Raw genomic sequence first — 21,031 nt, 5'->3', positions numbered from 1 at the left:
ACGGGGGTCGATCGCTGGTGCGATCCGCCTCCCGATCCGCCCTGATCCGCGCACAGGGGCCCGCGAATCTTCGCGGCCAGTCGGCTCAGCCGATGAGGATGCGGTACTCCTGCATGATGCGCGTGAGGTCGTCTTCGTCGGCGGCGATGTCGCCGTCGCGCTGCATCCACTCGCCGAGCTGCGCGCTGATGACGCCGTGCGCGAGCGACGCCGCCATTGTGGCCTCCCGGGAGGGGGAGTCGAGCTTTGCGTGCTCGGGGTGCGCGATGAGCCAGGCGGTGGCCGTGGTGGTGAGGTGGTGGGCCGATTCGAGCATGGAGATGAGCGCAAGGCGTGCGGCTTCTGGCTGCTCGGCGAGCAGTTGGGCGCGCAGACGGGCCACCTCGGTGTTGACGTTGCTGTGCCCGATCGCGGCGAAGACGAGGCGAAGGATGCCAAGGGTGAGGTTGTCGGGGCAGCTGTCGAGCACCCCGAACGCTGCGTCGCCCTCCGGGATGTTGATCGCGCGCCCCACGATGGCGTAGTCGCGCCCGGCAAAATAGTTGAAGAAGGTGCTGCGTGAGATGTCTGCCATCTCGCAGATCGCCTCGACGGTGACGTGTTCAACGCCGTGTTCGAGGGCCAGCTTCACGGCCGAGGTTTCGATGGCGTTTTCGGTTGCGCGACGCTTGCGCGCCCGCAGACCCTCGCGCTGGGGTGTCTTGGTCTCTTCCACGTCCACCTCCCTTGTTCACCGGCTGCCGGAGAGGCCTGATGCCTCCGCGGGGAAACTCCACTGTCAGCAGCCCCTTCAGCATACCGCTCGCAGCCTGGGATTCCGGTGGCCGCGAGGCAGCGTGCAGGGTGAAACCAGGGTGATTCCACACTGAAGCGTGTGTACGCTGGCAGCAACGGGCAGGGTGTTCGACGGGATGGGGAGACGCCGGGGAAGGGGAGTCATGAGGCAAGTCTCAGCGCTGATGCGGCGACAGGATGCGCACTCCCTGTACCTGTCATCGGCTGCGCTGCTGCTCGGGATCACGCTTGTGGTCGATGTGGTATTTCACGCTGGCATGGGCAATCCCGCGATGACGTGGGGGCTGCTGCTGTTCTGCGTGGTGGGTGGGTGCGCGGCGTTCATCTTTGGCAAGCAGGTTCCGCGGTGGATCGGCATCCTCAGTGTGCTCATCTTCATCGTGGCCCAGACCTACTATCTGGGTCTCGCCGAAGACCCTCAGGCGGTGATCTCCTCCGCTCAGCAGCTCCCAGTGGTGGCCTTCTACCTGGGGTGGTTCGTGCGGCCGCGGCTGGCGCTGGTGCTGGTGCTGGTGTGTCTCATGTCGTTCGGTGTCACGATGCTGAGGAATCCGCTGTTCGGAGCGGACGGAGTCATCGGGGCCCCCGTTGCGGTGCATGCGCTGCTCGCGATGCTGTTCTGCTTCGGTGCCGGCATGTATTTGTGGCGTCGGCAGGCGCAGTCGGCCGCAATCGATCCGCTGACAGGCGCCTACCATCGGCGTGCGATTATCGAGCGGATCACGCACCGCCTGCAGCGCCGCTCGACCCGGCGGGATCCGTTCTGCCTTGTGGTGATCGATTTCGACGACTTCAAACATCTCAACGACACTCGCGGGCACACGGCCGGTGACGAGGCCCTGTTCGAGACGGCTTCGGGCTGGCGAGCGGAGCTGCGTGCCGGTGACGCTGTCGGCAGGATCGGCGGGGATGAGTTCGTGCTGCTGCTACCGCATGTCCAGGCCGAGGAGGCTCAGAGCATTGTGGACCGCTTGCGGAGCGAAACCCCTCATCCCTGGTCGGCGGGGATCGCAGAGTCCCGAGCCGGCGATACGCCGGCGGCGATGCTCGCGAGAGCTGACGTCGAACTATATCGGGAAAAGCAGTCGAAGCGTGATCGGCGGGTGAGCAGCGGTGACTAGCGGGCTGGGCGACATGATGGCGGGCGTGCTCGACCGTGCGGCCGCGCTGCTGCGGCGTTGGGTGCGCTGGCAGACGCCGTTCTCGACGGTGAGTGCGTTGATTCCGCTCATGCTCGTGTTGGTGTTCGCCTCCGACCTATTGGTGGGGCATCCGCACATCCAGCGCTGGATGGTGGTCCTATGGCTGGTGTTGTACCTGCTGCTGGCGGTGATTCCGCTGGTGTTGGGGCGCCGATATCCGCTCTGGGCGGGCCTGGTGGTTGTGGCAGGTATGGAGGCCTGGTCGAGCTACTTCTTGCTGTTTTCCCGCCACAGTCACGCCGAGATCAACGCGCTGCTGGAGTTGCCGCTGGTGGCGCTCTACGTGGCCTGGTTCTATCCCACGGTGATCGCGTGGGGGTTCATCGGCTTGAGCATGGTGCGGGTGTCGAGCACGTTGATCTGGAACCCCAACATGGGCCATGCCGTCGGATCGCCGATCGTGATGATCGGTTATGCCCTCATCATCATGCTGTTCTGCTTTGAGGGTGCGCGGGCGGTGCGTCGTCAGTTGCGCACGCAGGCGAGCATCGACGCGCTGACGGGGGCGCTGAACCGGCGAGGGATGGCGGAGGCGGGATCGCGGATGCTGCGCCGTTCCGCACGCCTCGACGAGCCGCTGGCGGTGGCCGTGATCGACTTCGATGATTTCAAGCACGTTAATGACGCGGGAGGGCATGCGGCCGGTGATACGGCGCTGCGCGAGTCGGTGCGGCAGTGGTCTGCGATGGTGGGCATGCGCGGGCACTCCGGTCGCGGCGGCGGCTTCGTGGCGAGGCTCGGGGGAGACGAGTTCGTGCTGGTGGCGCACGCCGGTGCGGGGGAGCTGGAAGCGAATCTGAGTCGCGCGCACGAGGAGTCTCCGTTCTCGTGGTCGTGGGGTGTGGTGGTGGTGCAGCCGTCCGAGACACTGGACGGGGCGATCGCGCGCGCCGATGCTGCGCTGTATCTCGGTCGTGGTGCACGGCGCCTGAGCTGAGTTGCGGCGAGGAGGCGCCCATATCGCGGTGCTAGACTCTCGAATTGTCGATATATCTCGACATCGAGACATTTTTCTGCCTCGGATCACCATTACTCCCAAGCGAAGGACAGTACGTGGATCTGTACGAGTACCAGGCACGAGATCTTTTTGAGCGATACGGAGTGCCGGTGCTTGCCGGCATCGTCGCTGACACACCGGAGGAGGCGCGAGCCGCAGCCGAGAAGCTCGGCGGCGTGGTCGTGGTCAAGGCTCAGGTTAAGACCGGCGGCCGCGGAAAGGCCGGCGGTGTGAAGGTCGCGAAGACCCCCGATGAGGCCTTCGAGGCGGCGCAGGCCATCCTCGGGCTCGACATCAAGGGGCACGTAGTGCAGCGTGTGATGGTCGCCGCCGGCGCCGACATCGCGCAGGAGTTCTACTTCTCGGTGCTGTTGGATCGTGCCAACCGCTCGTACCTGTCGCTGTGCTCGGTTGAGGGGGGGATGGAGATCGAACAGCTCGCTGTCGAGAAGCCGGAGGCGCTGGCGCGGGTCGAGGTCGATCCGATCGTCGGCATCGACGCCGCGAAGGCCGAGGAGATCGCTCGCGCAGCGAAGTTCCCCGAAGAGCTGGTCGCCAAGGTTGCTGCCGTATTCGAACGTCTCTACGCGGTGTACACCGGCGAAGACGCGACGCTCGTAGAGGTGAACCCGCTGGTGCTCACCGGCGCCGGTGACATCATCGCGCTCGACGGCAAAGTCTCGCTGGATGCGAACGCCGATTTCCGGCACCCCGAGCACGCAGAGCTCGAAGACAAGGCCGCTGAGGATCCGCTCGAGGCGAAGGCGAAGGCGCAGGATCTCAACTACGTCAAGCTCGATGGCGAGGTCGGTGTGATCGGCAACGGTGCGGGCCTCGTGATGTCGACGCTCGACGTGGTCGCGTATGCCGGCGAGAACCACGGCGGGGTGAAGCCCGCGAACTTCCTCGATATCGGCGGTGGAGCGTCGGCTGAGGTGATGGCTGCGGGTCTCGATGTGATCCTCGGTGATCCGCAGGTGAAGTCGGTGTTCGTCAACGTCTTCGGCGGCATCACCGCCTGCGACGCGGTGGCTAACGGCATCGTGGGTGCACTCCAGAAGCTCGGTGATTCGGCGAACAAGCCGCTCGTCGTGCGACTCGACGGCAACAACGTCGAGGAGGGCCGCCGGATCCTCACCGATGCTGCGCACCCGCTCGTCACGCTTGCCGCCACGATGGACGAGGGCGCCGACAAGGCTGCCGAACTCGCGAACGCCCGCTAACCCACGAGACTCACGGAAAGAAGCAACAGAATGTCGATCTTCCTGAACAAGGATTCCAAGGTCATCGTGCAGGGCATCACGGGCGGCGAGGGCACCAAGCACACCGCGCGCATGCTCGCCTCGGGCACGAACATCGTGGGCGGCGTGAACGCCCGCAAGGCCGGCACCACGGTGACGCACACCGATCAGCACGGCAATGCTGTCGAGCTGCCCGTCTTCGCGACGGTCGCCGAGGCCATGGAGCAGACCGGCGCCGACGTATCGGTCGCCTTCGTTCCCCCGGCCTTCACCAAAGACGCCGCCGTCGAGGCCATCGATGCGGGCATCGGCCTGCTGGTCATCATCACCGAGGGCGTGCCCGTCAAGGATTCTGCTGAGCTGTGGGCCCACGCGAAGGCCACGGGCAACAAGACCCGCATCATCGGCCCGAACTGCCCCGGCATCATCACGCCCGGTGAGGCGCTTGCCGGCATCACACCTGCGACGATCACGGGCAAGGGCCCGATCGGCCTGGTCTCGAAGTCGGGCACGCTCACCTACCAGATGATGTACGAGCTGCGCGATCTCGGCTTCTCGACGGCGATCGGTATCGGCGGCGACCCCGTGATCGGCACGACGCACATCGACGCCCTGGCTGCGTTCGAGGCAGATCCCGAGACGAAGGCGATTGTGATGATCGGTGAGATCGGTGGCGACGCCGAGGAGCGCGCGGCCGAGTTCATCAAGGCGAACGTGACGAAGCCTGTGGTCGGCTACGTGGCTGGTTTTACAGCACCCGAGGGCAAGACGATGGGCCACGCCGGCGCCATCGTGTCGGGTTCGGCGGGCACTGCGCAGGCGAAGAAGGAGGCCCTCGAGGCCGCCGGCGTCAAGGTGGGCAAGACTCCCACCGAGACCGCAGAGCTGCTGCGCGAGGCGTACGCGGCACTGTAACCAGGCCGGGTTGCAGGGGCGGGCGAGTGCGCTCGCCGGTGCTGAGGGGCGGATCGCGCAGCTGTGCGATCCGCCCCTGTTGCACGCCTGTGCTCGTGCGATCGCGATCCACCCTCTCGAAGAGCGGATTTCGCAGCTGGATCCTTCGATCCGCATGCGAAATCCGCCTTTCGCGCGTTCTGGCAGCGGGGCAGGGACAGGGGCTCAGCACCCAGGCCTCCAACCCCGCTCACTACACTGGAGCGCATGAGCGAACCCCAGGGAGCACACCTCGTCGGCAGCATCAACTGTGACGACGCCGAGACCACGATGCGCACCGCCGCAGAGCATCTCGGTGACCGCCTCAAGCGCATCCCCGACGGCGAGGTGGGGGAGCGCTTTCACTGGATCGTGTTCCAGGCTGACAGGCTGGGCGCGGCCGAAGGCATTGAGCGAGTCGGTGACGCGCCGATCCCGCTGCGCATGCTCGACATGCGCCAGGTGCGCCTCGCCGAGGGGGTGCGCGCCGCCGATCTCGAACTGCCGCCGCTCGGCTACGCCGACGCTGCGCTCGCTTCGTACGCCGTGTTCTCACGGCTGAAGGGTGAGGGTGTGATTCCCGCGGCCACCCGCTTCCAGGTGTCGCTGCCCACGCCGCTCGGTGTGGTCGGCAGTTTCGTGTGGGCTGCGGATCGCGCCGAGTTCGAGCCGGTCTACGAGCGAGCGCTCGCCGCCGAGCTCGACCGCATGCTCGCTGCGATCCCGCACCACGAGCTCGCGATCCAATGGGATGCGGCGCTCGAGTTCGCGATGCTCGAAGAGCAGAAGAGCTTCATGGGTGAGCCCTACGAATGGTTCGACGACGTCTGGGCCGGCACCAGTGCGCGGCTTGCGCGCCAGATCGACAAGGTGCCAGCCGACGTGGAGGTGGGCGTGCATCTCTGCTACGGCGACGTTGCCGAGAAGCACTTCGTCGAGCCGCGCGACACCGAGAACCTGGTGCGATTCGCGAACCTCGCGGTCGGGGCCGCAGAGCGCCCGCTCACCTGGCTGCACCTCCCGGTGCCGATCGAACGCGACGACGCCGAGTACTTCGCGGCGCTCGCGGGGCTCGCGATCCCGCAGCAAACCGAGCTCTACCTCGGTCTCGTGCACCGCGAGGACGGCGCAGAGGGAGCCGAGCGCCGCATTGCGGCTGCCCAGCAGCATGTGTCCCGCTCCTTCGGCGTCGCCACCGAGTGCGGCTTCGGCCGCGCCCCCGAGGGTACCACGGTCCCGCTGTTCGAGACGCATCGGGCGGTCGCCGCAGCCTGGTAGCGGCTCGGATCACGCCACGACGATCCTTCCGGCCGTTGCTCAACTTATGATCGGCAGGTCAATCCCGAGTTGCGTCGCGCCTGATCTGGCGAGCAGGAAGCCAATGATGCCGAGAATCCACGCCGTGTTCTCCGCGCCCGTGCGCTGCATCCATCCGGTGAGGCGGCGCAGCGGGCGGTCAACAGAGCGTGCGGCGACCAGGCGTGCAGCCAGCAGGATCAGGGCGGGCAGGATCATCACGACGCAGTAACCCGCAAGCATCGCGAAGCGGGTCGGCATGCCGATGGGAGCATCGGCCAGCATCGTCATGCCGAGGAGGTAAGGAAGCATGCCCGCCACCTCGGCGAGGCCCGCAGCGAGCGCGACACCCACGACTGCGGCGCGTCCCGTGCCGTCGGAAAGCAGGCGGTCGCGCCACCGCAGGATCCGCCCGCTTGTTTGAGCCGTCGGGTTGCTGTCAGGCCCCGTCGTTGCGGCCTTTCGTTTGAGCGCATCCGACACCCCGATTACGATGCCGCTCGCAAGCAGCGCGAGCCCGCCCGCAAGCAGCACCCACTGGCCGAGCGTCGAGCCGATGAAATCGCGTCCCGCGTCGATGAGATTGACGAGGCCCAGCGTGAAGAGCACGCCGATCGCGAGGTAGAACAGTGTGATCGTGCCCAGGTATAGCAGGATGCGGGCGACACGAGGCGGCCCCGGTGCGATGAGAAAGAACAGGGGGATCAGCAGGGTGCCGACGCTGAGCCCGTCGAGCAAGGCGAGTAGCGCGAGGGCAAGAGGCAGTGGGACATCGGCGAGGAGCGGAAGCTGGGCGGTGACGAGCATGACGCCACTCTCGCGGCTATTCCGCGCCTGCACATCGGCGGAAGGCACGACACCGCCTCATCCTTTCGACGGAGACGAATGTCCGATGCTGCTGCTTGGATAGAAGTATGACCACTGAGACGGCGCGGCCCCACGGGGTGCTCCGCGCGATCGCCGATCGACCGGCGGCGCTCGCGGGCTGCTACTTGGTGCTCGCGATCGTGCTCGCAGCGTTGGGGTGGTCGGGATTGTGGAGTATGTTCTCGCTGCTGCCGAGCGGGGTATCGCCGTGGTGGGGGCTGGCGACGGCGGCACCCGCCTGCGCGCTGGTGCTGCTGCGGCGTCGCGCGCCGCTGATGGGCCTTATCGCCGCTGGGGGCGTCTTTATCGCCGACCTGCTCACCGTCGGTGGGCTCGTACCGCTGCTCGTGCTACTCGAGCTCTTCCACGCGCGCACGGTTCGTCTCTCCCCGGCCCAGCGTAGGCGCATGCTCGGGGTGGTGATCGTGAGCGCGCTTGCTCTCGTGCTGGCCGCCCTCGTGCTCTCCGACGACCCGCGAGAGGCGGTGATGGTGGGCATCCAGTTCGTCGGGCTCGCCGGGCTGACGTACTGGTATGCGAACTCAGTTGCGCAGTCGCGTGAGCTGGTCGCGCTCTACCGGCAGCGAGCCGACGACACTGCCCGGCTCGCCGAGCTCGACCGCACCGCCGCGGTGCAGGGAGAGCGCGATCGCATGGCCCGTGAGCTGCACGACGTCGTCGCAGGGCACATCTCCGCGATCGCGATCCGCAGCGAGGCCGCGCTCGGACTGCCCGCGAGTCCTGCTGGCGAGACACATGAGCGGCGCGCCCTGCGTGCCATGCGCGACGCGAGCCTTGAAGCCCACGGTGCGCTGCGCACCATGATCCAGGTGCTGCGGACGGGTGAACGTGACTTCCAGCTGCCGCCCGGCCGTGCCGGGCTGCCCGGGCTGGTCGAGGCCGCGAACGGTTCAGGGGTCGCCGCGACGCTGAGCGACGAGGGCGGCAGCGGGTTGCCCGCGCAGCTCGATCAGGCCGTGGGCAGCGTGGTGCGCGAGGCGCTCGCGAACAGCGTGCGCCACTCGTCGGGCGCCGACGTCGACGTGCGGCTGTCGAGGGGCGAGGGCGAGGTGCGCGTCGACGTGGTCTCGCGTGGAGGCTCCGCCCTCGCCAGCCCCGCGCTCATCGGCAGTGGAATGGGGCTGGAACTGCTGCGAGAGCGCGTGCGCGCGCTCGGCGGGGATCTCTTCGCCGGGCCGGAGGGCGCCGGCGTGTGGGCGGTGCGCGCCCGACTGCCTGAGGAGGGAGCAGCGTGAAGGCGGGGGACGATGAGCGGACTGCGGCGGTGAGCTCGGGGCGATCCGGTGAGACGCCTCCGCGGGTGCTACTCGCCGACGACCACGGCATGATCCGCGAGGGCCTCCGCATGATCCTCGAGACTCACGGCGTCGTCGTGGTAGGTGAAGCAGGCGATGGTGCGGCGGCGATCCGCAACGCGGCTGCACTGCACCCCGACGTCGTGCTCATGGATCTGCGCATGCCGGGGATCGATGGCGTCGAGGCCACCCGCCGCATCGTCGCCGAGGAAAGCGCCGAAGTGCTGGTGCTCACGAGCTTCGACGAAGACGAACTGGTGCTCGCGGCCATTCGAGCGGGAGCTGCCGGGTTCCTGCTGAAGACCACAGAGGCGACTCCGCTCGTCGAAGCGGTGCGACGAGTCGCGGCTGGCGAGGGCGTGCTCGATCCCAGGGTGACCCGGCGGGCGCTCGCAGCATTCGCATCGGCGTCGCAGGTAAACGTGTCGGCGCCGCTGCCGGGCCTCGAACAGCTTACGGCTCGAGAACGGCAGGTGCTCGACGCGATGCGCTCGGGCCGCTCGAACGCGCGCATCGCGGCACGGCTTGGCATCTCGGTGCCAACCGTCAAAACACATGTCTCGAGTATCTTGGTCAAGCTCGGCGCTGAGAACCGCGCGCACGCCGCCGCGCTCGCGCGAGACGCGCGGCTTGATTCCGGGCTCCAGGTCGACGCCAGCCCTCGCCGCGAGCGCACCGCGAGCGGCGGCGGATCACTACGCGACGGGTGACGTAGAATGGTGGGGTTGCGCGGGCTGATCCGCGCGCCCGCTTCGTTCCGGCATCTCAACAGCCGATCCGCGGTCTTCTGCCGCGCGGCAGCCCCCGAAAGGACCCCTGTGACCAGTCGTCTGCTTCGTTCGCTTTCCGTTACCGCCGCGGCCGCAGCCGCTCTCGCGCTCGGCCTCACAGGCTGCGCGAGCGGCGCAGCCTCCTCCGAGCAGGCCGCGGGCGACACGATCCGCATGGGCACGCAGCCGTGGCTGGGCTACGGCCAGTGGTATGTGGCTGAGGATCAGGGCTTTTTCGCTGACCGTGGCATCGATGTGAAGCTGTCGAGCTTCAACGCCGATGCCGATGTCAACGCGGCGCTTGCCGCGGGGCGTCTTGATATGGCGAACGTGGGCGCGCAGGCCGCTCTGCAGTTCATCGAGGAGGGCGTTGACGTCTCGATCGTGATGCTGCTCGACTCGGCAACCGAGGCCGACGCGATCATCGCGGGCGAGGGCGTCACCTCTGTCGAGGATCTCGCGGGCAAGAAGGTGGGCTTCGAGCGGGGCGCGACGAGCGAGATTCTGCTTGCAGAGGCGCTGGAGACCGCAGGCATGTCGTTCGACGATATCGAGACCGTCGAGTTGTCGGCCGATAAAGTGGCCCCCACGCTGATGTCGGGCAGCATCGACGCAGGCGTCACCTACGAGCCCTACATCAGCGAGGCGCTGAGCGCTGGCAAGGGCATCGAGACCGTTACCACCGCGGGCGAGTACCCGGGCCTCATCACCGATGTGCTCGTGGTGCGCAACGACGTGCTCGAGCAGCGCCCCGACGAGGTGCGCGAAGTGCTTGCCGCGTGGGATGACGCCGTCGCGTTCACCGACGAGCACACCGCTGAGGCGCGTGCGGTGATCGCTGCCGGGGTGGGCTCCGATGTTGCAGATCTGGAGAGCGCGTTCGACGGCGTGCACTTCTACACGCTCGCCGAGAACCGTGAGCTGCTGAACGGTGCCTACACCGCTGAGACGCTGCCTGCGTTGATCGCGGTGGCGCAGCGCATCGGACTGATCTCGGGCGATGTCGACGCCGCAGGCGCGATCCGCCCCGAGTTCCTCGGCAAGTAGCCAGCGCAGCGATGACCAGCTCAGCCCCGCCCCGTCAGTCGCGCCGCCGCGCCCGCATCGGGCGTCCTATCGGCCGCCCCGCCTACCTCGCGACGGCCGTCGGCACCTTTGTGCTGCTCATCGTGATCTGGGCGCTCGTCGCGGCGCTCGGGCTTGTCGATCCGATGTTCTTGCCCGGCCCGGGTGAGGTGCTGGGTGCGCTTGCGGCGCAGGCCGCGAACGGTGAGCTGTGGGCCGATATCGGGGTGAGCGCGTTCCGCATTCTGGTGGGTTTCGTGCTGGCGACGGTGATGGCGGTGCCGATCGGCACGCTGATGGGGGTGAGCCCGCGGGTCGAGGCCGCGCTCGAGCCTCTGATGGATTTCATCCGTTACATGCCCGTGGTGGCGTTCGTGCCGCTGACGATCGTGTGGGTCGGCATCGATGAGGGGCAGAAGTTTCTGATCATCTGGATGGGCACGTTCTTCCAGCAGGTGCTGATGGTCGCTGATGCGGTGCGCCGCACGCCGCGCACGCTGGTGAGCCTGGGGGAGACGCTCGGCCTGAGTTGGTTGCAGCTGCTCAGTCGTATCGTGGTGCCGTCGGCGATGCCGCGCATCTGGGATGCGTTGCGGATCACCCTCGGCTGGGCGTGGACCTGGTTGGTGGTTGCTGAGTTGGTGGCGGCGTCGAGCGGGATGGGCTTCCGCATCACGGTGGCGCAGCGCTTCTTCCAGACGGATCTCATCATCGGTTACGTGTTCGTGCTGGGGTTGCTGGGATTGGTGCTCGACCAGGCGATGCGTGCCGCGGGGCGCCGGATGTTCGCGTATCAGGAAGGTCGGGCATGAGCGGTCAGGATCGGGCGGCTTCGGCCGGGGCTTCGGCCAGGGCTGCAGCTGCGGGTGATGCTGTGGTTGCGGGTGATATTGCGGTTGCGCCGAAATTGAAGATTGCCGGGCTGGTGAAGCGGTTCGGTCGCGGCGATCGCGCGGTGACGGCGCTTGAGGGCGTCGATCTGGCGGTGGCCGAGAATGAGTTCGTGTCGATCGTGGGCGCGTCGGGCTGCGGCAAGTCGACGCTGCTGTCGCTTGTCGCGGGTCTGGATGAGCCGAGCGAGGGCACTATCGAGGTGAGCGGCCGTGAGGTGACCGGGCCTGGCCGGGATCGTGGGGTGGTGTTTCAGCAGGCCACGCTGATGCCGTGGTTGACGGTGCAGCAGAATGTCGAGTTCGCTTTGCGCGGTGAGGCCGGGTTGTCGCGCGGTGATCGTGCGGATCGGGCCCGCGAGTTCTTGCGGCTGGTGGGGCTCGACGGTTTCGAACGTTCTTTCCCGGCACAGCTTTCGGGCGGCATGCAGCAGCGGGTGGCGCTGGCTCGCTCGCTGAGCTATGGCCCGGACATGCTGCTGATGGATGAGCCTTTCGGGGCGCTCGATGCGCTGACGCGCCGCACGATGCAGGAGTTGCTGCTCGAGGTCTGGGAACAGCACCGGCTGACGGTGCTGCTGGTCACGCATGACATCGATGAGGCCGTGGTGACGAGCGATCGGGTGGTGGTGATGAGCCCGCGCCCGGGCCGCGTGCAGCGCATTATCGATGTGCCCATCGCGCGCCCGCGCACGCTAGCGTCGGAGCGCAGCCCTGAGTTCCGTGGTCTGAGTGATGACATTCTCGCGCTGATCCGCGACGCGCCCCGCACGGGGTGAGTCGGCGCCTCCTCGGTGATGCGGAGTAAGCTGCTGGCGATGAGAGCCATAGTCACCGCCGTGGTCGCCGCGATCGAGGCGGCTGCCGTCGCCTTCGCCGGGCTCGCTGTTGTTGCGGTGCCTGCGCTGCTGCTGTGGACGGTGGTGTTTGGGCTGGCTGCAGAACCGGGCACTGTTGCTGCGGGGATCGCGAGCGTGTGGCTGCTGGCGCACTGGGTGCCGATGCGGCTTGAGATCGATGCGCAGGCGGCGTTGGGTTTGGGCCTCGCCCCGGAACCGCTCGCGTTTGTGATTTCGCTTGCGCCGTTGGGGATCACCCTCGTGACGGTGCTGCTTGCGGCGCGGGCCGGGTGGCGGTTTGGTGCGCGCGGTGGCACGGGCGCCGCGGGGTCGCTCGGGGGTGTGTTCGGCTTTGGGCTTGTCGCGTTCGCTGCGGCGACGGTGGCGGCCCCGTTCGGGGTGTGGCCGCTGTGGCTTGAGGTGCTGGTGCCGGCGCTGAGCTACGGCGCTGTTTCGGCTGCGGCGTTCGTGGTGCGTGCTGCGCGTGACGAGCACGGCTGGTGGCAGGCGTGTACGCGGGCGGCGCAGCGCGCGCTGGAACGACTGGGGGCGTCGTATGCGGCGGCGGCAATGCCGGTGCGCGTGGCTGAGGTGGTTCGTCTCGCGACGGCTGCGATCGTTGCTGTGCTGGGGATTGCCGCGTTCGCCTTCACGGTTGCGGTGGTGGTGGGTTACCCGCATGTGATCGCGTTGACGCAGGGCTTGCATCTTGATCCGCTGGGGTCGGTGCTGGTGTTCCTGGTGCAGTTGGCGCTGCTGCCTGTTGCGGTTGTCTGGGGCGTTGCGTGGTTGACGGGGGCGGGCTTCGCGGTGGGGGCCGGGAGTTCGGCGACGCCGTTCGAGGCGCTGTTGGGACCGCTGCCTGCGCTGCCGTTGTTCGGGGCGATCCCGCAGGGGTGGGGGGCGTTCGGCGCGCTCGCCCCGGCGGCGGTGGTGCTGATGGGTGTGCTGCTGGGCGTGTGGTTCGCCCGCGGCCCGCTGCAGCGGCGGTCGAGCTGGGCTGTGATGCTCACCACTGCGGTTGCTGCTGCGGCTCTTGCGGGGCTCGCGGTGGCGGCGCTGTGCGCGCTCGCCGCTGGTTCGGTGGGGCCTGGCAGGCTCGACACTGTGGGTGCTGAGCCGTGGCTGACTGGGGGGCTTGCGGCCGGTGAGCTGGGTGCCGGTCTGCTGCTCGGTGTTGCAGCGTCGCGGGTGGATCTGCAGCGGGTGCGGATCGCGCTGCCCGATGCCGTGCGAGCGGCGCAGGGGCGGGTGCGGGGCGAGCAGCCGAACGCGGGAGCGCTGCCGTTCTTGAGCGAGTCTGATGACGAGGTGCTGCGTGCGGCTGCGCAGGGTGATGATGCGGCGGATCCGCTCGTTCACACGCGTGCCGATGCTGCGCATGATGCTGGTGACGAAGCCGCAGATGCGCAGGACACGGCTTCGCTCGACACCGCTGCACTCGATACGGCCGCCTTCGACATCAACGCCTCCGACTCCGCGACCGCAGTCCACGATGGCGCAGCCAGTGCAAGCGCAGCCCGCGACGCTCGCCAACCCGAAGATCCCGCCGTCGATGACGACACCGCCCACGACACCGAGGCACTGTTGCGCGCCTACTCCTGGGACGAGGGCGCGCCGCTCGGCGACGAGCCCGATCCGCCCCACCGCCCGCGCCCCTGGTTGCGCCGCAAGCGCTGAGCCCGATCCGCCCGCCCGAGTCATTGGCCTGGCCGCCCGCCCAAGCTGTTAGGCTGGACAGGCAATCCACGGGAGTCCCAACGCGAGGGGCTGAGAGGGAGCACGCGTGCTCCGACCGTTCAACCTGATCTGGTTCATTCCAGCGGAGGAAGGAAGCCTTCAATGATGCCTGCACGCCCCACGCACACCCCCGCCCGTCGTGTCGCCGCCCCGCTCATCGCGCTCGCCGCGGTCTGCGGTCTCGCGCTCACCGGCTGCGCGGGATCCGCCCCCGACGGCCAGGCCGAGACCGAGAAGGTCACGCTCGTCGTGCACGATTCGTTCCCGAACGACGAGGTCGCCGCGGCCGCGAGCGCCGCCACCGGCTACGACGTCGAGGTAATCTCCGCCGGCGACGGCGGCGAACTCACCAACAAGCTGGTGCTCACCGCGGGTGCCCCCATCGCCGACGCCTTCTTCGGCGTCGACAACATCTTCGCCTCGCGGCTCATCGAGCGCGACGTCGTCGAGCCCTACCGACCGGCCGGGTTCCCCGACAGCGGCCTCGCGTTCACGATCGACGGCGAAGGCGCAGACGGCGAGCCGTTCTCCCTCACCCCCGTCGATCACGGCGCCACCTGCGTCAACATCGACCCCGCCTGGTTCGCCGAGCAGGGGCTGGCCGAGCCCGCCACCTACGAAGATCTCGCAAAGCCCGAGTACGCCGCGCTCACCGCGCTGCTCGACCCGACCGCATCCTCGACCGGGGCTTCTTTCCTCGTGGGCACCGTGGCGAAGTTCGGCGAGGACGGTTTCGCCGACTACTGGCAGCGCCTCACCGACAACGGCGCCCGCATCGAGCAGGGCTGGAGCGACGCCTACTACGGCCAGTTCACGCAGGGCGGCGAAGGCGGCACGAAGCCGATCGTCGTCTCCTACGCCTCGTCGCCCGCGTACACCGTCGACGACGAACTGACTGCGAGCCGCACGCGGGCACTGCTCGACACCTGCACTCGCCAGGTCGAGTACGCTGGCGTGCTGCAGGGCGCCGCGAACAAGGCCGGCGCGCAGGCTGTCGTCGACTACCTGGTGTCGCACGAGTTTCAGCAGACCATCCCCGACGCCATGTACATGAGCCCCGTCGACGCATCGGTGGAGATGCCCGAGGCGTGGGCGAAGTTCGCACCCGAGCCCGCCGAGGGCCAGACCCACGACCTCGCGCCCAGCGTGATCGAGCGGGGCCGCGAGGGCTGGCTGCAGACCCTGGGCGATACGATCGGGCTCTGACGTGGCGCGGCGGAGCAGGACCGCCGCGCGCACGAGCGCGTGGGCCGTCGCGGGGTGGACCCTCGCGACGGCCCTGCCGCTCGCCTTCCTGATCGTCTTCTTCCTGTGGCCGGTGCTCTCGCTCGTGGCCACGGGCTTCACCGACGACGGTCGCCTCGATCTGGGGGCCGTGCCGGAGGTGTTCGGGGCGGCCCGCACCTGGCGGGTCATCGGTCAGACCCTGCTGCAGGCCGGTCTCGCTGCGGCGCTCGCGGTCGTGCTCGGCGTGCCCGCCGCCTACGTGCTGTACAAACTCGACTTCCCTGGGCGCACGCTGCTGCACGGGCTGATGACCGTGCCCTTCGTGCTGCCGACGGTGGTGGTGGGCGTCGCCTTCTCGGCGCTGTTCGGGCCGGCGGGGCCGCTCGAATGGCTGGGGCTCGACCGCACGCTCACCGTGCTGGTGCTCGCCCTCGTGTTTCCGAACGTCGCCGTGGTGGCGCGCACGGTCGGCAGTTTCTGGGCGCGGCTCGACGACAGCTCAGCGATGGCGGCGAGGGTGATGGGGGCGGGGCGGATCCGTGCCTGGTGCACCGTCACGCTGCCGGCTCTTGCACCCGCTCTCGCATCGGCCGCGGCCCTCGTGTTTCTCTTCTGTTCCACATCGTTCGGCATCGTGCTGATTCTTGGCGGGCGCGAGTTCTCGAACGTCGAGACCGAGATCTACAGACTGACGGTGCAGTTTCTCGATCTGCGGGGGGCTGCCGTGCTGTCGCTTGCGCAGTTCGCCATCGTTGCTGCGACGCTCGTGGTGTCGGCGCGGCTGCGACGCGCGGGCGAGCGGGCCGTGGAGTTGCGCGAGGACGCCCCCCGCGAGCGGCGGCCCGGCCTCGCAGACCTCCCCGCGATCCTCGTTTTCGCCTGCACCGCGCTGCTGCTGCATGCTGTGCCGCTGCTGACGCTCGTGATCCGCTCCCTGCGCGGCCGCGACAGCGACTGGACGCTCGCCAACTACGCGGCGCTTGTGCAGCCGCCAGCCGAGCTGCCGCTCGACGCCCCGGTTGCGCAGGCGGTGTGGCTGTCGATCCGCATCGCGGCCATCGCGGCTCTGCTCGCGCTGGTGCTGGGAATGCTCATCGCGCTGGTGCTGTCGCGCAAGCCTGCCGCGCCCGGGCTACGGCGCGCTCAGGGCCTTTTCGACGGGCTCGTGATGCTGCCGCTCGGGGTGTCGGCGGTGACCCTCGGTTTCGGCCTGCTCATCACGATGCACCGGCCCCTCGGCATCGGCTTCGATCTGCGCACCTCGACGGTGCTGATCCCGGTTGCGCAGGCGCTGGTGGCGCTGCCGCTCGTGGTGCGCATTCTGCTGCCGGTGCTGCGCGGCATCGATGAGCGGATCCGCTTCGCCGCGGCGACCCTCGGCGCCGCCCCGATGACGGTGCTCGGCACCATCGACCTGCCGCTGCTCGGCCGCAGCGCGGGTCTCGCGCTCGGATTCTCCTTCGCGGCGTCGCTTGGCGAGTTCGGGGCGACCTCGTTTTTGGTGCGGCCCGGTGCACAAACCCTGCCCGTCGCGGTGGGCGAACTGATCGGGCACCAAGCACCAGGCAGCTACGGCGCGGGTCTCGCAGCGGCGGTGCTGCTGGGCACGCTCACCGCGGCCATCATGCTCATCGCCGAGCGGCTGCGAGTTGACGGACGCTGGGGCGGGCGACGGCAAGGGGAACTGTTCTGATGGAGGATCGTTTCGACGTGCTGCTCATTGACGGGCGCTCGGGATCGGGCAAAACCTCGCTTGCCGCGCGTATCGTGCGGGAGCTGCGCGGGGCGGGCGCTGCCGGCGCTGATCCGCATCATTCCACTGCCGAGCCGCAGTTGCTCCGCGTTGAAGATCTCTACCCGGGGTGGGACGGGCTCGCCGAAGGATCCGCCGCGCTCGCCGCAGTGCTCGACGAGGGCCGCTACCACCGCTACGACTGGTATGCCGGCACCTTTGCTGAGGAGCATCGCATTGCACTCCGCCCGCCGCTCGTGATCGAAGGGTGCGGTGCGATCACGGCCCGCAACCTCGCAGCGGCCCGCCGCTGGGCCGTGCGGGCAGCGGGGGAGGGTGCGGTGGTGCGCAGCCTCTGGCTCGACTGCCCCGACGAGGTGCGCCGATCCCGAGCCCTCGCCCGCGACGGCGACAGTTACGCCCCCCACTGGGACCGCTGGGCCACCCAGGAAGACACGCTCTACGCCGAACACGAGCCGTGGCGCCTCGCCGACGACGTGCGGCGGGTGTGATCTTGCCAGCCCTTCGATATGAGTTCTGCCGTCAATATGGCATTCCTGGGCGGATCCGCCATATCTCAGGCGGATTCCATATCGACGGCAGGTTCCAGATCGGCGGCGGATTCGAGGTGCCGGGGCCGAGCGGTTGGGCAGCGCCGCGCCGGGTAGACTGGTTGCCGTGCTGAAACTTGCGGTTCTGATCTCCGGCGGCGGCAGCAACCTGCAGGCGCTGCTCGAAGCTGCGACCGATCCAGAGTTCCCCGCGAAGATCGTGTGCGTCGGCTCCGACACCGATGCCCCCGGCCTCGCCCACGCCGAAGCCGCAGGCGTGCCCACCTTCGTGGTGCGACCCCGCGACTACGCCTCACGAGAAGAGTGGGGGCAGATGCTCGCCGCCGCCATCCAAGAGCACGGCGTCGGCACCGGCCCCGAACCCGGCCTCGTCGTCAGCGCCGGCCTCATGCGCATCCTGCCCGCGGGCTTCGTGCGCGAATTCTCGCCGCACCTCATCAACACCCACCCCGCACTGCTGCCGCTCTACCCCGGTGCCCACGCCGTGCGCGACGCGCTCGCCGCCGGTGCCACCGAAACCGGCGTCACCGTGCACATCATCGACGAGGGCGTCGACACCGGCCCCGTACTGCGCCAGGCGCGCGTCGATATCCGCGACGGCGAGAGCGAAGAGGCACTGCACGAGCGCATCAAACAGCTCGAACGCCCGCTGCTCGTGCAGACCGTGCGCGAGATCGCGCTCGGCAAGCTCGAGCTGACCGCCGCAGCCCAGGTTTGAGCCCTCCAACACACCCCTGACCGCCAACGATATGAGCCTCGCCGAGCACCGCACCCCATCGGAGTAGCACCCGCTCGCAGTATCAGCCCCTGATCGCCACCGGATCCGCACCCCGATCCGCACCGCCTCCCAGACCAGAAGGAACCCCACATGGCAGTCCAGAGCCACGACCCCAGCCTCTACGAGCACCGCGACCTGGTGCCCGTGAGGCGCGCCCTCATCTCAGTGAGCGACAAGACCCGCCTGCTCGACCTCGCAGCCGCACTCGCAGAAGCCGGCGTCGAGATCGTCTCCACGGGCTCGACGGCCGCCACCATCCGTGACGCCGGCCACCCGGTCACCGACGTCTCCGAGGTGACCGGCTTTGCTGAGGCCCTCGACGGCCGCGTGAAGACCCTGCACCCCGCTGTGCACTCCGGCCTGCTCGCCGACCTGCGCCTCGCCGACCACCGCGCACAGCTGCAGCAGCTCGGCTTCGCCCCCTTCGAGCTCGTCGTGGTCAACCTCTACCCCTTCGAGCAGACCGTCAACTCGGGCAAGCCCGCCGCCGACGTCATCGAGAACGTCGACATCGGCGGCCCCGCGATGGTGCGCGCCACCGCGAAGAACCACGCCAACGCGGCAATCGTGGTGTCGCCCGGCCGCTACGACGAGATCATCGAGGCGGTGCGTGCCGGCGGCACGACCCTTGCGCAGCGCCGCTCGCTCGCAACCGAGGCCTTCGTGCACACTGCACAGTACGATGCCGCTGTGGCGAACTGGTTCCTTGACCAGGAAGACGCCGCGTGGGGCGACGCCCCCGCAGACGACACCCCCGCAGAAGACGGCTCGATCGACAGCATCTTCGAGACCACCGAGGGCTACGTCGGCTACGAGGTGTTCGGTCTGCGCGAGGCGGTGCTGCGCTACGGTGAGAACAGCCACCAGCGCGCCGCCCTCTTCACCGAAAATGAAGGCGCCGGCATCGCCCAGGCCACGCAGCTGCACGGCAAGGAGATGTCGTACAACAACTACGTCGACGCCGATGCCGCCCTGCGCGCCGCCTTCGACCACGAGCGCCCCGCAGTCGCGATCATCAAGCACGCCAACCCCTGCGGCATCGCGGTCGCACCCGAGGGCGCCGCAGACCCCATCGCCGCCGCACACGAACTGGCGCACGCCTGCGACCCGATCTCCGCGTTCGGTGGCGTGATCGCCGCCAATCGCATCGTCACCGCGAAGATGGCCGAGACGGTCGCCGGCATCTTCACCGAGGTGATCGTGGCGCCCGGCTTCGAGCCTGACGCGCTCGCAATCCTCACTCAGAAGAAGAACGTGCGGCTGCTTGTGCTGCCCGCCGACTTCACTCCCAGCCCCGTCGAACTGCGTCAGGTATCGGGCGGCTTCCTGCTGCAGGACGCCGATCGCAGCTTTGCCCCGGCATCTGAGTGGCAGCTCGCCACCGGTGAGCCGGCCGACGCTGCCACCCTCGCCGAACTCGAGTTTGCGTGGCGCGCCTGCCGTGCCGTGAAGTCGAACGCGATTCTGCTCGCGCAGGGCGGCGCCTCGGTGGGCGTCGGCATGGGCCAGGTCAACCGTGTCGACTCCTGCCGCCTCGCGGTGGAGCGTGCGGGGGATCGCTCGCGCGGTGCAGTCGCCGCGTCGGACGCCTTCTTCCCCTTCGCCGACGGTCTGAAGGTGCTGATCGACGCCGGCGTGCGCGCCGTCGTGCAGCCGGGCGGATCGGTGCGCGACCCCGAGGTCATCGAAGCGGCGCAGGCCGCCGGGGTGACCATGTACTTCACGGGCGAACGCCACTTCTTCCACTAAGCCTGAAGCCATGCGCCGGGCTCTGACGGCGCACGCGGTACCCGAAGCACCCCTACATTGGAGAACACATGGAAATCGTCAAAGGCATTCTCGTCGTGCTGCACCTCGTCGGCTTCGGCGCGGTGTTCGGCGGCGCGCTCGCGCAGCTGCCCGCTGTGAAGGCCGGCCGCGCACGCATCACCCCCGGCATTCTGCACGGCTCCTCGCTGCTGTTCGCGACAGGCCTGCTGCTCGTCGCGTCGATCTACATGCTCGGCAACGAGCCCAACAACATGAAGATCGGGGTGAAGACCCTCGTGCTCATCGCGATCATCGTGGTCATCCTCGTGAACCGCAAGCGGGACAGCGTGCCCGGTAGCGTCATCGGTGCGGTGGCGGGCCTGTCGCTTCTCAACGTGGCACTGGCCGTGCTCTGGCACTGAGCCGCGAGCTGCTGAGCTGAAATCGGCCCGGCCCATCTTTGGATGGGCCGGGCCGATGTGCGTTGGGGGCGGGGGCTAGGGGTGTGAGGCCGGGGCCGGCGGCATGTGGTGGCGGATCGCGGTGTCTCGCGGGCGGCGGATCGCGATCCGCCTGTCTCAGCCGTCTGCGCGTTGCAGCGTGCCGATCTCCACGCCGCCCTCATCGAGCAGGGTGAGCGTGTTCCCGGAGAGCTCGGCCGAGCGGGCGAGGCTCAGCCAGGTGTCGACGCCCTCGCAGAACATGCGCGTCGAGTGCATGGTGCCGAGGTCGACAGTGTGGTCGGTGCCGGTGTTATCGCGCCAGCGGCCGCCGACCCCGTTGCAGCCATCGTTGCCGGTGTAGCTGCCGTCGGGGGCGAAGACGATTGAGGGCTCGCCGCTGGTGCCCGGGGCGCCCCAGGCGCCGATCACCGACGGTTCGTTGGCCGCGGTGCAGGCGCTGAGCGCGAGCAGCCCGGTGAACGCCGTAGCGGAGAGCGCCAGCACACGCAGAGATCGGTTCATGCTCCCACCCTAGGGTCGTCTCCTATGGAATTGCCCCGAGCTTGAAGGGGTGCTGGG

General features: G+C 68.5%; 20 protein-coding genes and 1 riboswitch. Of the genes, 17 read left to right on the top strand and 3 right to left on the bottom strand.

Going from position 1 to position 21,031, the window contains the following annotated elements:
- Positions 1–85 precede the first annotated feature (85 nt).
- On the bottom strand, positions 86–715 hold the full coding sequence (locus WFI54_RS04040) for a TetR/AcrR family transcriptional regulator (protein WP_336651489.1): 630 nt from the start codon (positions 713–715) through the stop codon (positions 86–88).
- 223 nt (positions 716–938) lie between these two features.
- Between WFI54_RS04040 and WFI54_RS04035 the strand changes: the two genes are divergently transcribed.
- The 5 genes from WFI54_RS04035 (at position 939) to WFI54_RS04015 (ending at position 6,446) form a co-directional block, all read left to right on the top strand.
- A complete protein-coding gene (locus WFI54_RS04035) occupies positions 939–1,916 on the top strand; it encodes a GGDEF domain-containing protein (protein WP_336651488.1) in 978 nt (325 codons plus the stop codon).
- Positions 1,909–2,934 carry a GGDEF domain-containing protein gene (locus tag WFI54_RS04030; protein ID WP_336651487.1) on the top strand — a complete coding sequence of 342 codons (1,026 nt, stop codon included), beginning with the start codon at positions 1,909–1,911 and terminating at the stop codon, positions 2,932–2,934. The genes WFI54_RS04035 and WFI54_RS04030 overlap by 8 nt, the downstream gene beginning before the upstream one ends.
- Positions 2,935–3,050: 116 nt before the next feature.
- Complete coding sequence (gene sucC, locus WFI54_RS04025) at positions 3,051–4,217, top strand: ADP-forming succinate--CoA ligase subunit beta (RefSeq protein ID WP_336651486.1); 1,167 nt, start codon at positions 3,051–3,053, stop codon at positions 4,215–4,217.
- 30 nt (positions 4,218–4,247) lie between these two features.
- Complete coding sequence (sucD, locus tag WFI54_RS04020; RefSeq protein ID WP_336651485.1) at positions 4,248–5,150, top strand: succinate--CoA ligase subunit alpha; 903 nt, start codon at positions 4,248–4,250, stop codon at positions 5,148–5,150.
- A gap of 246 nt (positions 5,151–5,396) precedes the next feature.
- A complete protein-coding gene (locus tag WFI54_RS04015) occupies positions 5,397–6,446 on the top strand; it encodes a hypothetical protein (protein WP_336651484.1) in 1,050 nt (349 codons plus the stop codon).
- Positions 6,447–6,485: 39 nt separating this feature from the next.
- Here WFI54_RS04015 and WFI54_RS04010 read toward each other — a convergent pair whose 3' ends face one another.
- The gene (locus WFI54_RS04010) at positions 6,486–7,271 is read right to left on the bottom strand and encodes a GAP family protein (RefSeq protein ID WP_336651483.1); all 786 of its coding nucleotides are present in this window, start codon (positions 7,269–7,271) and stop codon (positions 6,486–6,488) included.
- Positions 7,272–7,378: 107 nt separating this feature from the next.
- Between WFI54_RS04010 and WFI54_RS04005 the strand changes: the two genes are divergently transcribed.
- The 12 genes from WFI54_RS04005 (at position 7,379) to WFI54_RS03950 (ending at position 20,431) form a co-directional block, all read left to right on the top strand.
- On the top strand, positions 7,379–8,587 hold the full coding sequence (locus WFI54_RS04005; RefSeq protein WP_336651482.1) for a sensor histidine kinase: 1,209 nt from the start codon (positions 7,379–7,381) through the stop codon (positions 8,585–8,587).
- Between the two features lie 89 nt (positions 8,588–8,676).
- The gene (locus WFI54_RS04000) at positions 8,677–9,357 is read left to right on the top strand and encodes a response regulator (RefSeq protein WP_442918449.1); all 681 of its coding nucleotides are present in this window, start codon (positions 8,677–8,679) and stop codon (positions 9,355–9,357) included.
- A gap of 108 nt (positions 9,358–9,465) precedes the next feature.
- Entirely contained in the window at positions 9,466–10,464 is a 999-nt protein-coding gene (locus tag WFI54_RS03995) for an aliphatic sulfonate ABC transporter substrate-binding protein (RefSeq protein ID WP_336651481.1), read from the top strand.
- Between the two features lie 11 nt (positions 10,465–10,475).
- Positions 10,476–11,294 (top strand): ABC transporter permease, encoded by an 819-nt coding sequence (locus tag WFI54_RS03990; protein WP_336651480.1) that lies wholly within the window; start codon positions 10,476–10,478, stop codon positions 11,292–11,294.
- Positions 11,291–12,151: an ABC transporter ATP-binding protein gene (locus WFI54_RS03985; protein WP_336651479.1), complete on the top strand. Its 861-nt coding sequence runs from the start codon at positions 11,291–11,293 to the stop codon at positions 12,149–12,151. Before WFI54_RS03990 ends, WFI54_RS03985 begins: the two co-directional genes overlap by 4 nt.
- Before the next feature lie 39 nt (positions 12,152–12,190).
- Positions 12,191–13,891 carry a cell division protein PerM gene (locus WFI54_RS03980; protein ID WP_336651478.1) on the top strand — a complete coding sequence of 567 codons (1,701 nt, stop codon included), beginning with the start codon at positions 12,191–12,193 and terminating at the stop codon, positions 13,889–13,891.
- Between the two features lie 58 nt (positions 13,892–13,949).
- Positions 13,950–14,059, top strand: a riboswitch (TPP riboswitch).
- Complete coding sequence (locus WFI54_RS03975) at positions 14,054–15,157, top strand: thiamine ABC transporter substrate-binding protein (protein ID WP_336651477.1); 1,104 nt, start codon at positions 14,054–14,056, stop codon at positions 15,155–15,157. It overlaps the preceding riboswitch by 6 nt.
- A 1-nt stretch (position 15,158) precedes the next feature.
- Positions 15,159–16,871 carry an ABC transporter permease gene (locus tag WFI54_RS03970; protein WP_336651476.1) on the top strand — a complete coding sequence of 571 codons (1,713 nt, stop codon included), beginning with the start codon at positions 15,159–15,161 and terminating at the stop codon, positions 16,869–16,871.
- The gene (locus WFI54_RS03965) at positions 16,871–17,422 is read left to right on the top strand and encodes a hypothetical protein (RefSeq protein ID WP_336651475.1); all 552 of its coding nucleotides are present in this window, start codon (positions 16,871–16,873) and stop codon (positions 17,420–17,422) included. The genes WFI54_RS03970 and WFI54_RS03965 overlap by 1 nt, the downstream gene beginning before the upstream one ends.
- Positions 17,423–17,588: 166 nt before the next feature.
- Positions 17,589–18,200 (top strand): phosphoribosylglycinamide formyltransferase, encoded by a 612-nt coding sequence (gene purN / locus WFI54_RS03960; RefSeq protein ID WP_336651474.1) that lies wholly within the window; start codon positions 17,589–17,591, stop codon positions 18,198–18,200.
- Positions 18,201–18,350: 150 nt separating this feature from the next.
- The gene (gene purH / locus WFI54_RS03955) at positions 18,351–20,009 is read left to right on the top strand and encodes a bifunctional phosphoribosylaminoimidazolecarboxamide formyltransferase/IMP cyclohydrolase (RefSeq protein WP_336651473.1); all 1,659 of its coding nucleotides are present in this window, start codon (positions 18,351–18,353) and stop codon (positions 20,007–20,009) included.
- Positions 20,010–20,077: 68 nt separating this feature from the next.
- On the top strand, positions 20,078–20,431 hold the full coding sequence (locus WFI54_RS03950; RefSeq protein ID WP_336651472.1) for a hypothetical protein: 354 nt from the start codon (positions 20,078–20,080) through the stop codon (positions 20,429–20,431).
- A 156-nt stretch (positions 20,432–20,587) separates the two neighbouring features.
- On the opposite strand, the gene WFI54_RS03945 is transcribed toward WFI54_RS03950, so the two are convergent.
- Positions 20,588–20,974 (bottom strand): META domain-containing protein, encoded by a 387-nt coding sequence (locus tag WFI54_RS03945; protein ID WP_336651471.1) that lies wholly within the window; start codon positions 20,972–20,974, stop codon positions 20,588–20,590.
- Positions 20,975–21,031: the final 57 nt, after the last annotated feature.

The organism is Leucobacter sp. MMO-125 (assembly GCF_037148395.1).
Classification (GTDB): domain Bacteria; phylum Actinomycetota; class Actinomycetes; order Actinomycetales; family Microbacteriaceae; genus Leucobacter.
This window is presented reverse-complemented; position numbering and strand designations above follow the sequence as displayed.